The 12,539-nt window shown below is 67.9% G+C and carries 6 protein-coding genes and 1 riboswitch; of the genes, 3 read left to right on the forward strand and 3 right to left on the reverse strand.

Going from position 1 to position 12,539, the window contains the following annotated elements:
* Window positions 1–56: 56 nt before the first annotated feature.
* Entirely contained in the window at window positions 57–977 is a 921-nt protein-coding gene (locus ACQY72_RS08490; protein WP_428152987.1) for an aldo/keto reductase, read from the forward strand.
* Here ACQY72_RS08490 and ACQY72_RS08495 read toward each other — a convergent pair.
* Window positions 961–2,790, reverse strand: a complete 1,830-nt coding sequence (locus tag ACQY72_RS08495; protein ID WP_428152988.1) for a TonB-dependent receptor plug domain-containing protein — start codon at window positions 2,788–2,790, stop codon at window positions 961–963. The two genes, ACQY72_RS08490 and ACQY72_RS08495, sit on opposite strands and share 17 nt — an antisense overlap.
* Window positions 2,791–2,958: 168 nt before the next feature.
* Window positions 2,959–3,100, reverse strand: a riboswitch (cobalamin riboswitch).
* Window positions 3,101–3,198: 98 nt separating this feature from the next.
* On the opposite strand from ACQY72_RS08495, the gene mutS reads away from it, so the two are divergent.
* Both mutS and ACQY72_RS08505 read left to right on the forward strand, forming a co-directional pair.
* Entirely contained in the window at window positions 3,199–5,892 is a 2,694-nt protein-coding gene (gene mutS / locus ACQY72_RS08500; RefSeq protein ID WP_428152990.1) for a DNA mismatch repair protein MutS, read from the forward strand.
* A 99-nt stretch (window positions 5,893–5,991) separates the two neighbouring features.
* Window positions 5,992–7,809 carry a methyl-accepting chemotaxis protein gene (locus ACQY72_RS08505; RefSeq protein WP_428152991.1) on the forward strand — a complete coding sequence of 606 codons (1,818 nt, stop codon included), beginning with the start codon at window positions 5,992–5,994 and terminating at the stop codon, window positions 7,807–7,809.
* A 97-nt stretch (window positions 7,810–7,906) separates the two neighbouring features.
* Here ACQY72_RS08505 and lpdA read toward each other — a convergent pair whose 3' ends face one another.
* Together lpdA and ACQY72_RS08515 are read right to left on the reverse strand one after the other, a co-directional pair.
* Entirely contained in the window at window positions 7,907–9,328 is a 1,422-nt protein-coding gene (gene lpdA, locus ACQY72_RS08510; protein WP_428152992.1) for a dihydrolipoyl dehydrogenase, read from the reverse strand.
* Window positions 9,329–9,506: 178 nt separating this feature from the next.
* Window positions 9,507–12,338, reverse strand: a complete 2,832-nt coding sequence (locus ACQY72_RS08515) for a TonB-dependent receptor (protein WP_428152993.1) — start codon at window positions 12,336–12,338, stop codon at window positions 9,507–9,509.
* Window positions 12,339–12,539 lie beyond the last annotated feature (201 nt).

Here is a 12,539-nt window from a genome sequence, read left to right on the forward strand (position 1 = left end):
GGTTCGCTTAAGGTCTCGCTCAGCGTCCCTTAAGCATTGGGCGTCATTGTGCGGGCGTGTCGTATTCCCCCGCCACACCTTCGGCGTCGTCGCCCATCCATCGCCTGGCTCTCGCCGTGGTGACAGAGCCCGAACGCGCGCCCGGCGCCTTCATGAGCGCGCCGTCCGGCGCCCGCGAAGAAGCCATGCGGTTCCTGCTGCAAACGGGGGCCGACGCCGGCGTCAAACTGATCGCCACCCGGCCCGAGGGCGACAGCGAACGCCTGCTGGGTCAGGCCTGGCCCTTCCCCTCTCCCTTCCAGGTCACGGTGCGGACCGTGCCGTTGAGCGAAGGCCTGGACCGGGTCGAGGCCCGCGCCCGGCGCTCGCTGGAACGGATGGGCCTGCCCCGCGGCGACGTTTTGCTGATTTCCAACGCCGCCGATCTGGCCGGCGCCGAAGGTCGCGCCCTGTGGGATCGCGCCCGCAGCCTCAAGGATCGCGGCCTTTATCGTCGCATCGGTTTCTGCGCCACATTGGAAGACGGTCCCGCCCTGCTGGCGCGCCGTCTCGAAGCCGATGTGGTTCAGGTGCCGTGCAGCCTGCTGGACCAACGCGCCGCCCAGGACGGCGTGCTGGAAGCCATCGCCGACACGGGTGCGTCCGTTCATCTGTCTTCGGTCTTCGCCGGCGGCCTGCTGTTCGCGGGCGGCGACGATCTGCCGGTCGAACTGGCCAGCCACGCCCAGGCCCTGTCGCGCACGCGTCGGCGCTTGGCCGAGCAACGCTGCGACCCGATGCAGGCGGCCCTGGGTTACGCCCTGGCGCTCAAAGGGGTGGACAAGGTGGTGGCCAGCGTCGCCTCGGCCGCCGAACTGCGCGCCATCCTGGCCGCCGCCCACGCCCCCTGTCCGAACCTGGACTGGGCGGCCCTGGCGCTCGAAGCGCCGGCGGCCTTCACCGCCGGCGCCCGCGCCCGGATCAGTAGCGCAGCCTGATCCCGACATAGCCGGACAGACCGGCTTCGCCGTAACCCAGCAGTTGCTGGTAGTGGGTGTCGAACAGGTTCTCGACCCGCGCCGTCAGCGACACCTTGTCGTTCAACGCCCAGGCGCCGTTCAGATTGGCGACGACGAAGCCGTCACGCTGGCCGCCCGAATCCGGCATATCGCCTTCCGCACGCACCGTCAGGGCGCCCGACAGGCTCTCGCCCGTCCAGGCCAGGGTCGCGGATCCCGAATGTTGGGCCACACGCAGGATTGGCGCATCCGTCACGGCGTTGCGCGCGTCCGTCCAGGCATAGGCGCCCGACAGCTCGAACCCGCCGCCCAGTGCGGCGCGACCTTCCAGTTCGACGCCGTCCGTGCGCGTGCGCGACAGGTTGACGTAGTAGAACTCGAAGGTGCTGCTGTTGAAGAAGCCGTCGATCTGGTCTTCGACCTCCAGACGGTAGGCGGTGAGGCGACCATCGAAACGGCCGTCCTGCGAACGCCACCCCAGGGCCAATTCACCGCCCTTGCCCTTTTCAGGAACCAGGGTCGCGACCGTGGTTGTCGGCAGGATAAAGCAGAAGTCGCACACCGCCTGGCTGACCGACGGCGTTTTGAAGCCGGTGCCATAGGCGCCGCTCAGCGTCAGGCCGGAACCCAGATCGTAGGCGGCCGAAACGCGCCCTGTGGTCTCGCCGCCGAAATCGTCGGTATCGTCGTGGCGCAGACCCGCCGTGAGGCTCAGCCGATCCGTAGCCGCGAAACGCGCTACCCCGAACACCGAGCTGACGCCCAGTTCGGCCTCGACCGAACCGTTCAGGTCCGCCTTACTCTCCTCGTGCTCGGCGCCGAAGCTATAGACCAGACGTGCGTCCTGGTCGCGGCTGTCGGCCTGCCAGCGATACAGCCGGTGCTGGCCTGTGTAGACCGAGGGGAAGGCGCTGTTGGAGTCGCGGTCGATGTTCGAGGCGGCGACGGTGAACTGATGGTTCAGCCCCAGCACGTCGGCGGCGCGCAGACGCACCAGACCCGACTGGTTGACCGTCGCGGCGGTGTCCAGCGCATCGACCGGGCCGAAGCCGTCTAAGTCGGCGAAGGTATCGGAGTGGCGGTAGCTGGCGTCCACGCCGACGCGATCGTTCAGTTCGTAACGCGCACGAGCGTTGACGGTGGTGTTGTCGAAACCGTCAGCCTCGGTGGCGCCATTGGCCTCGTCCGCAACCGAGAAGCCGTCGCTTTGGAAACGCGAGACGGACAGGCCATAGGCGAACTTGTCGGTCGCCACGCCCAGGCCCAGACGCCCGCGCACCGTGCCGTACGATCCGGCCTCGGCATTGGCCGAGATGCCGTTCTGCTCGCGTGTGGTGAAGGAGATCACGCCGCCGATGGCGTCCGATCCCCACAGTGAGGATTGCGGGCCGCTCAGAACTTCGACGCGCGACACGTCGCCCAGATCGAAGCCCGAGAAGTCGAAGCCGCCGGAGGGCTGGGAAGGATCGTTGACCGGCACGCCGTCCACCAGAACCAGCGACTTGTCTTGGCTGGCCCCGCGGATGCGCACCGAGGTCACACCGCCGAAGCCGGCGCGATAGACCGACAGGCCCGGCACGTCGGCCAGGATGTCGGCGGCGAAGATCGCGCCGCGCTGTTCGATGGTCTTGGCGTCGATGACGCGGGCGCCGGGCGTGTCCGCGACGATGGCGGGGATGCGGGTGGCGGTGACGACGACTTCATCCAGTTGGGTCGTATCGTCAGCGGCGAAGGCAGGGGCGGCGAAGGTGGCGGCGACAGCCGCCGTCGAGAGAAGAATGGAACGCTTCATTGAGCGAAATCCCCGTTTCCGGTCCCGCGAATGCGCGCGAGAGACCGTTCAAAGCGAGCCGACCCGCCAAACCGCAAGGGGTCTGGACGGCGCAAGGTCGGGTCGCTGCGACGAGATAGTCCCGCGCCTCTGCCTGGTCCCGGACAGCGACGAGCGACGTTGGCGGCCAGGTTTCCTGGCTTGCGGGTCAAAAACCGCCGTCCTCGCCTTCCCAGTTTCCCAGTGGCGCCGAGGTGATCAGACCCCGGACGAACGACGCTCTCGCCGCCTACAGTTGCGGGCACAGCCACGGTGTCTCACCGTGTTCCCTAAACCGCCTGGCGCGGCCTATCGCAGGGGCAAGAAGCCTGTGCAAGGGCCGTTCAACGGCCTTGAGCCGTCGGGCGCGATCCGTCACCCTGTCGCCACATGAACGCCCCCGTCTCTCACCCCCCCGAAATCGCCGCTTCGCTGGAGGGCGCGACGCCGTTCATGGCGCAATATCTGACGGCAAAGGCGGGTCAGCCGGACGCCATCCTCTTCTTCCGCATGGGCGATTTCTACGAGCTGTTCTTCAAGGACGCCGAGGTCGCCGCCGCCGCTCTCGGGATCGCCCTGACCAAGCGGGGCAAGCATCAGGGCGAAGACATCCCCATGGCGGGGGTGCCGGTCAATTCGATGGAGGGCTACCTCGCCCGCCTGATCCGCATGGGCCACAAGGTCGCCATCTGCGAACAGCTGGAAGACCCTGCCGAGGCCAAGAAGCGCGGCGGCAAATCCGTGGTCCATCGCGGCGTGGTGCGGGTGGTCACGCCCGGCACCCTGACCGAGGACAGCCTGCTGGATGCGCGCGGCGCCAATCGCCTGGCGGCCGTGGCGGTGCGCAAGGGCCGGGCGGCGGTCGCCGTGGTCGAACTGTCGTCCGGCGCGGTCGATTCCGTCGCCTGTTCTATCGAGGACCTGGGCGCGGCCCTCGCCGCCTTCCGCCCGTCCGAGGTTCTGGTCACCGACCGGATGTATTCGGACGAGACGACGCGCGATGCCCTCGACGGCTCGGGCGGCGTGGTCCAGGCGCTGGCCTCGGCCATCGCCGAACCCCAGGCCGCACGCGTGCGGGTCGAACGGCTGTACGGCGTCTCCGCCCTCGACGGCTTCGGCGCCTTCGAGGAGGCCGAAGTCTCGGCGCTCGGTCTGATCGCCGCCTATCTGGAGACGACCCAGGCCGGCAAGGTCCCCGCCCTGGCCCCGCCGCGCCGGCTGGGCGAAAGCGGCTTTCTGGCCATCGACCCGGCGACCCGGACCAGTCTGGAGATCGACCGCACCCAGCGCGGCGAGCGCGAGGGGTCTTTGCTCGCCTGCATCGACCGCACCGTCACCTCGGGCGGGGCGCGGGCTTTGGCCGAACGGATCGCCCGGCCCCTGCGCGATCCCCTGGCGATTAACGAACAGCTCGACGCCGTCGAATGGCTGCTGGAGCGGCGCGATCTGCGGCGTGACCTGCGTGAGGCGTTGAAGGCGTCGTCGGACATCGCCCGCGCCGTCGGGCGGTTGGCCCTGGGGCGCGGCGGCCCGCGCGACCTGGCGGCCGTGCGTATAGGCCTGTCGATCGCGGAGGGCGTCGCCGGTCTGTTCGTCGGCCAGTCGGGGGGCCAGCTCGACCCCCTGACCGGCCAGCCGCGCCGCATCGCCTCGGCCCTGGATCGGCTGACCCTGTCTGCGGACGTGTCGCGATTGAAGGCCGACCTGATCGATGGTCTGGTGGAAGAGCCCTCGCACCTGGCGCGCGACGGCGGCTATGTGCGCCCCGACTATCGGCCCGAACTGGACGCGGCCCGCACCCTGCGCGACGACAGCCGCCGCGTCGTCGCCGACCTGGAAGCGCGCGCCGTCGCCGAATCCGGCGTGCCCTTCAAGGTCAAGCACAACGCCGTCCTCGGCTATTTCCTGGAAACCTCGGCCAAGGCGGCGGAACCCCTGTTCCGCGCCGGTCCTGAAAGCTCCTTCATCCACCGCCAGACCCTGGCCAATCAAGTCCGCTTCACCACCGTCGAACTGTCGGAACTGGACGCCAAGATCAGCCAGGCCGGTCACCGCGCCCTGGCCATCGAGGGCGAGACCTTCGAGGGCTGGCGTCGCGAGGCCGCCCGCCTGGCCCAGCCGCTGCAGGCCGTCGCCGAGGCCCTGGCCGAACTGGACGCCCACGCCGCCCTCGCCGAATGGGCGCAGGAGGTCGGCGCGACCCGGCCCGTGGTGGACGACACCTTGGTCTTCTGCGTCGAGGCCGGCCGCCATCCTGTCGTCGAGGCGGCGGTCAAGGCGCAAGGGTCGCCCTACACCCCCAACAACGCCCGGCTGGACGGATCGGGCCAGGACGGATCGCGCCTCGCCATCGTCACCGGCCCGAACATGGCCGGTAAGTCCACCTTCCTGCGCCAGAACGCGCTTCTGGTGATCCTGGCCCAGGCCGGCGCCTTCGTGCCCGCGCGGTCGATGCGGCTGGGCGTCGTGGATCGGCTGTTCAGTCGCGTCGGCGCCGGCGACGACCTGGCGCGCGGGCGCTCCACCTTCATGATGGAGATGGTCGAGACCGCCGCCATCCTGACCCAGGCGACCCCCAAAAGCTTCGTGGTTCTGGACGAGATCGGTCGCGGCACCGCCACCTACGACGGTCTCGCCATCGCCTGGGCCACGGCCGAGGCCCTGCACGAGACCAACCGCGCCCGCACCCTGTTCGCCACCCACTATCACGAGCTGGCCCAGCTGGAGACGCGGCTGGACCACGTCTGCAACCTGTCCATGGTCGCGCGCGAATGGAACGGCGAACTGGTCTTCCTGCACGAGGCGGCGCCCGGCGCGGCCGATCGCTCCTACGGCGTTCAGGTCGCCAAACTGGCGGGCGTCCCCGCCGCCGTCGTCGCCCGCGCCCGCTCGGTGCTGAACCGGCTGGAGGGCGAAAAAGCCGCCGCCGCCCGACTGGACGACCTGCCCCTGTTCGCCGTCGCCGAGCCTGAACCGATGCGCGAACCCTCGCCTCTGGAGAAGGCCATGCAGGACGTCGATCCCGACGCCCTCAGCCCCCGCGAGGCGCTGGAAGCCTTGTATCGCCTGAAGGGTCTGGCCTGAGCCGACTACGCAAGAACCCTTATAGGTTGAGAATTTTAACCTCGTTCCGGCAAGTCAGAAGCTCGGCCCCTCCACCGGCCCTTCTACTCGGACCAGACGATGAAACTCAGCGCCCTTTCCCTTTCGGCCAAGACGGCCCTGATGGTCATCGCCGCCCTCGGCGCCCTGACCCTGGCCGTGATGGCGGTCGCCGCCGTCCTTCTGACCCGCGACGCGGCGGCCAGAGCGGCCGAGCGGCAGGAAACAAACATGCGGGTCGCCTGGGACGTGCTGGCCGACTACGGCGACGGTTTCACCGCGCGCGACGGCAAACTCTACGTCGGCTCGACCCCGATGAACGACTTCACCGCCCCCGTGGATCGGGTGAAGACCCTGGTCGGCGGCACGGCGACGGTCTTCATGGGCGACCTTCGCGTCACGACCAATGTGGTCAAGGACGACGGCTCGCGCGCCGTCGGCACCAAGCTGAAGCCCGGCCCGGTCTTCGATGCCGTGCTCAAGGACGGCAAACCCTATCGCGGCCAGACCGACATCCTCGGCAAACCCTATTTCGTCGCCTACGACCCGATCAAGACGGCGGCCGGTCAGACCATCGGCGTCCTGTTCGTCGGCATTCCCAAGGCCGACTTCATGGCCTCGGTGAACCAGATGATGATCGCCCTGTTCGCCTGCGGCCTGGTCGTGGCTCTGCTGACGCTAGGCGCCTGCCTCTATGTGTCGCGCCGGATGTTCTCGCCGCTGAAGGGCCTGTGCGACCGGATGGAGGCCCTGCGCCAGGGCCGCACCGACTTCGACGCCCCCTGGGTGTCGCGCGGCGATGACATCGGCCAGATCTCGCGCGCCGTCATCGCCTTCCGCGACGCCGCTGTGCGCCAGAAGGAGACAGAGACCGAGGCCGAAACCATGCGCGAAACCGCCCGCGCCACCCGCCTCTCCGGCGAGGCCGAACGCGAACGTCTGGCCGCCGAAGACGCCGTGGTGGTCGAAGCCCTGGGCGACGGCCTGGCGGCCCTGGCGCGCGGCGACCTGACCTATCGGATCACCACCACCTTCGCCGAGCGCAGCAAAAAGCTGAAGGACGATTACAACGCCGCCGCCGACACCCTGACAGCGACCATGGGCGACATCATCGAACTGGTCGGGGCGATGCGCTCCGGCACGGCCGAAGTCACCACCGCCACCAACGACCTGTCGCGTCGCACCGAGCAGCAGGCCGCCGCCCTGGAAGAGACCGCCGCAGCCCTCGATCAGATCACCGTCACGGTGAAGAAGACCGCCGAGGGCGCCCAGTCCGCCGCAGGCATCACCGCCAAGGCCCGAAGCGGCGCCGAGGAGCGCGAGCGGATCATCGCTGACACCACCGCCGCCATGGGTCAGATCGAAAGCACCTCGGGCCGCATCGGCGAGATCATCGGCGTCATCGACGAGATCGCCTTCCAGACCAATCTCCTGGCCCTGAACGCCGGGGTCGAGGCCGCCCGTGCGGGCGAGGCCGGTCGCGGTTTCGCCGTCGTCGCCTCAGAGGTTCGCGCCCTGGCCCAGCGTTCGGCCGACGCCGCGCGAGAGATCAAGGGGCTGATCGCGGCCTCCAGCGCCAGCGTCGGCGAAGGCGCCCGGCTGGTGTCCCAGACCGGCGGCGCCCTGACCGCCCTGATCAGCCAGGTCGCCGACATCAACCTGCTGGCCGCCGAGATCGCCGCCTCCGCCCGCGAACAGGCGGTGGGTCTGGCCGAGGTCAACGTCGCCGTGAACCAGATGGACCAAACGACCCAGCAGAACGCCGCCATGGTCGAACAGACCACCGCCGCGAACCAGGCCCTCAGCCACGAGGCCGAGCAGTTGGCCGAACTGGTGTCGCGCTTCCGCATCGACGCGGGCCGCCAATCCCAAGGACGAGAGACGGCCTGGGCCGCCTGACGCCCCCTCCCGCCGAACAGCAAAAGGCCCGGCCGCTGTGAAGCGACCGGGCCTTTTTCTTGACCTGAAGCCCCGCGCCTTTCGACGCGGCGCCGGATCAGGCCTGCATCATCCAGCCTTCGACATCCATGGCCGCCTGGCGCACGGCTTCCGAACGGGTCGGGTGGGCGTGGCAGGTGCGGGCGATGTCTTCCGAGGCGCCGCCGAAGCTCATGGTGACAGCGGCCTCGTGGATCATCTCGCCGGCCTGCGGGCCCATGATGTGGACGCCCAGCACCTTGTCGGTGGCGGCGTCGGCCAGGATCTTGGCGAAGCCGTCGGTCTCGTGGTTGATCTTGGCGCGGCTGTTGGCGGTGAAGGGGAATTTGCCCTTCTTGTAGGCGACGCCCGCCGCCTTCAGCTGGTCCTCAGTCTGACCGACCCAGGCCACTTCGGGGAAGGTGTAGACGACGCTTGGGACCAGGGCGTAGTCGACGTGGCCGTATTTGCCGGCGATGGTGTCGATCACTGCCACGGCGTCTTCTTCCGCCTTGTGCGCCAGCATCGGGCCGTGGGTCACGTCGCCGATCACCCAGACGCCCCCTTCGTTGACTTGGCCAGCCACCTTGAAGTGGTCATGGTCGATGAAGCCGCGCTTGTCCGGCGTCGCGCCGACGCTCTCCAGGCCCAGGCCGTCCGTGTAGGGACGACGGCCGATGGCGACCAGAACGACATCGCCCTTGATCGTTTCCGCCGCACCGCCCGCCGACGGTTCGACCGTCAGCTCCACCCCGTCCTTGACCGACTTGGCGGCCGTGACCTTCGCGCCCAGTTTGAACGTCATGCCCTGTTTGGTCAGGGTGCGCTGGAAGGCGGTGGCGACCTCGGTGTCCATGCCCGGCGTGATCCGGTCCAAGAACTCAACCACAGTGACCTCGGCGCCCAGGCGGCGCCAGACCGAACCCAGTTCCAGGCCGATGATGCCGGCGCCGACCACGATCAGCTTCTTGGGCACGGCCGGCAGCGACAGGGCGCCGGTCGAATCGATCACCTTGCCGTCTTCGAAAGCGACGCCCGGCAGCGGGGTCGGCTCCGAACCCGTGGCGATGACGATGTTCTTGGCGTCCAGCGTCTGGACCGAACCGTCGGCGGCGGTCACCTCGACCTTGCCCTTGCCGACGATCTTGCCCCGGCCCTTGATCCAGTCGGCCTTGTTCTTCTTGAACAGGAACTCGATGCCCTTAGTCAGGGCGGTGACGCTCTCGTCCTTGGACTTGTGCATCTGGCCCAGGTTCAGCTTGGGCTGGACCTCGATGCCGATCTTGGCGAACTCGCTGTTGGCCGCATTCCACATTTCCGAGGCGTGCAGAAGAGCCTTCGACGGCATGCAGCCGACGTTCAGGCAGGTGCCGCCCAGCGTCGAACGCATCTCGACGCAAGCGACCTTCAGGCCCAACTGGCCCGCACGGATCGCGGCGTTATAGCCGCCAGGGCCTCCGCCGATGATGACGACGTCGTAGGCGGCGGTGGCTTCGGCCATGGTATCCTCTGGTCTTCTGGCGCGCGGGGAAAGGCGCGCGGACACTAGCGCCGGCCCCGCACGGGTCAACCGCTGCACGCCATATGGGGCCGCGTTTCGACCAATTGCAGAGGCTTGGGCCACGAAAAAGGGCCGAGCGTCGCCGCCCGGCCCCTTCGATCACGTTCGGTAGGCGCCCCTAGAGCTTGAAGCGCACGCCCACGAAGACGTTGTAGCCGAACTTCTCGTACTCGTAGGTCCGCTCCTTGACGCCGTAGTAGCGCACGCCGGCCGAGTCCGTCAGGTTCTTGGCCTCGCCGAACACCTCGACGCCATTGCCGAAGTCATAGCTGGCGGTGAAGTCCAGCTGACCCCGACCCTCGACATAGAGGTCCAGGCCCGGCGTCGTGGCGTTGATCGCCTCCAGGAAGTCGCCCCGGTGCGTGTAGGAGACACGCGCGCTGAAGCCGTAGTTCTCGTAGAATAGGGCCGCGTTGTAGGTCTCGTCCGACTGGCCCGGCAGGGTGAAGGTGTCGCGACCGGCGAAGGCGCGGCTGGTTTTGATCTCCGCATCCGTCAGGGTGTAGTTGGCGAAGACGCCGAAGCCCGACGCCCAGCCCGGCAGGAAGTCGAACGTCTGCTGCCAGTTGAACTCGATGCCCGCCAGATGCCCGTCACGCGCGTTGCGGGCCTCGGTCACCTGAGCGACGGTCGTCGTCGGCGTCACATAGGGCACGCCGTCCGTAACCAGGGTGAAGCGATAGTTCGACAGATCCTTGTAGAAGGCGTTGGCCGAAATCACGCCCAGCGGACGCAGGTAATATTCCAGGCCGGCATCAAAGTTGTTGGACAGGGTCGGGCGCAGATCCGGGTTGCCGCGGGCGACAGTCGTGCGGCCGCCTTCCGTCGTTTCAAGCACGCGCGGAACGATGTCCGTATAGTCGGGGCGCGAGATGGCGCGCGTCAGGGCGAAACGTCCGACCAGTTGATCGCTGAAGCTGTGGCGCAGCGTCAGGTTCGGGAAGAAATCGGTCTGGTCCCGATTGACTTCGGTCGTCACCGGCGTGCCGGTCGGCGGAACCCGCAAGGCCGAGCCCTCGAAGTCCGTCTTCTCGACGCGCAGGCCGATCAAGACGTTGGTAGCGCCGACATCGAAGCGCGCTTGGCCATAACCCGACAGGATGTCTTCATTGGCGGTATAGTCTGCAGTCAGCGACTGAGGCAGCCGCCGGGCAGCCGCGCCCTTGGACGTGACGGCGATGCGGTCGAAATAGTCGGACACCAGGCCGGAGTCGAACTTGAAGCCCAGGTCGTAGTCGTAGTTGCTCGATTCCCGCGTGCTCAACAGCGGCCCCAGGGCGCCGGGGTTGGCGGCGGCGTCGCGATCGCGAAAACGCTCTTCGTCGGCGGTCACGTCGCGGGTGCTGTATTTGGCGCCGAACTTCAGCGTCACTTCGCGGCCGCCGATGATGGTCGGCAGTTCGAAGTTGGTCTTGAACGCCACGTCTTCCTGGAGGGTCGAGTTCTCGCGGAAGGTGTTCTCGCGGAAGCTGTAGTTGGCGGCGTTCAGATAATAACCAGTCGGATCCGTGAAGGCCGAATAGGTCGGCTGATAATGATCGGTGGTGTCGTAGCTGAGCGTGCGCGAACCCGAGCGATAGACCAGCTCGTCACGGTGCGGATAGGTCTGCTCGCTGCGGGCCCACGACAGGGTGGCGTCCAGAACCGCGCCGTTGTCGAAGGTGCGCTCTGCGCCGCCGTTCAGCGTGATGATCTCGTTATTCTGGGTGCGGTGACGCAGGGCCTTGTAGATGCGGGCGCCGGTGAAGGTCGCCGCCTGATCGGTCGAACCGGCCGCCAGCGTGCCGTCCGAATAGCCGAAGCGCAGGGTGTTGCGGTATTCGTCGTCCTCGAAGTCCGCATAGGAGCCGCGAACCCAGGCGCGCATGTCGTCGCTGGGGCGCCATTCCAGGGCGCCGGTCAGGGATTTGCGCGTACGCTTGGTCTCGTAATCCTTGAACAGCGACTCTTCGAGCGAATAGCGGTTCGTCGTGGCGTTATAGACCCAAGCGTTCTCGACGTTGTCCGGCCGGCGGTTGGTTTCCGAATAGCTCAGCGACACCAGGGCGCCGAAGGTCTCATTCGGGCCGAAGACGTTCGACGCCGTCGCGCCGGCGCGGGTGTCCGAACCGCCGTAATCGTTATGGCTTGCGCCGGCGTAGCCGCTCAGCGTCAGGCGGCGCTTGTCGAAGGGCGAGCGAGTCTTGATGTCCACGGCGCCGGCGATGGAATCGGCGTCCTGGGCCGGCGTCAGGGTCTTGGACACCTCGACGCTGGAGACGATGTCCGAAGGCAGGGTGTCCAGATCGACCGCGCGGGTCGTGGGCGAAACGGCCGGGATGGCGACCCCGTCCACCGACACGGCGGTGAAGGCCGACGGCGCACCGCGCACGTTGATGTAGCGGCCCTCGCCTTGGTCGCGCTGGATGGCGATGCCTTGGACGCGTTGCAGCGATTCCGCGACGTTGGGGTCGGGGTAGCGGCCGATGGCGTCGGCCGACAGGACGTTGACCGTGCCTTGCGCGTTCTTCTGCTGGTTCAGCGAGCGGGCGACGCCGTCGGTGATCACACCGGTCACGACCACGTCGGCCACGTCGGTGGCGGACTGGGCGCCCAGGACGATGGCGACATTGGCGCCCTCGCCCGGCGTGGTCATGACCGTCTGGCTGGTCGAGGGCAGGCCCAGGTAGCGGACGTCCAGAACCACCTGGCCGCCGGCGGCCGGCAGGGTGAACTCGCCCTGGGTGTTGGTCACAGCGCGCTGGCCCGTGCCGCGCACCAGAACTTCCGCACCCGGCAGAGGCGAGCCGGCGGCGTTGGTCACGCGGCCATAGATCACGTCGCCCGCGACGGCGGCGGACGCCGAAGCGACGGCGACATCGGCATGCGCAGGCAGTGCCAGCGGCGCCAGGATCATCGGCGCCAGGATCATCGGCTTGAGGGCCGCGCCCATCAGCAGGTTCAGTTTCATGTCATAGGTCCCCTTCGGCGAGCGACGTTTCGCTTCAGCCGATGGGAGGCCCGATTAACGTTCGGCGACGACGCGTAAGCGACGGTTCCGCGACGCGGACTTCGCGAATTTCAGACAGGATGGCGACGATCGATCCTGTGACGGATCATTGGTCATCGAAACGACGCCCAACAGTCACGCTCGCGCCGTTGACCGGGACGG

It is taken from the genome of Brevundimonas sp. (genome assembly GCF_965279155.1).
Classification (GTDB): domain Bacteria; phylum Pseudomonadota; class Alphaproteobacteria; order Caulobacterales; family Caulobacteraceae; genus Brevundimonas.

Coding starts and splice junctions, on each gene's coding strand:
- ACQY72_RS08495 (WP_428152988.1), bottom strand. CDS start 2,790: ATGAAGCGTTCCATTCTTCTCTCGACGGCGGCTGTCGCCGCCACCTTC.
- mutS (WP_428152990.1), top strand. CDS start 3,199: ATGAACGCCCCCGTCTCTCACCCCCCCGAAATCGCCGCTTCGCTGGAG.
- ACQY72_RS08515 (WP_428152993.1), bottom strand. CDS start 12,338: ATGAAACTGAACCTGCTGATGGGCGCGGCCCTCAAGCCGATGATCCTG.
- lpdA (WP_428152992.1), bottom strand. CDS start 9,328: ATGGCCGAAGCCACCGCCGCCTACGACGTCGTCATCATCGGCGGAGGC.
- ACQY72_RS08505 (WP_428152991.1), top strand. CDS start 5,992: ATGAAACTCAGCGCCCTTTCCCTTTCGGCCAAGACGGCCCTGATGGTC.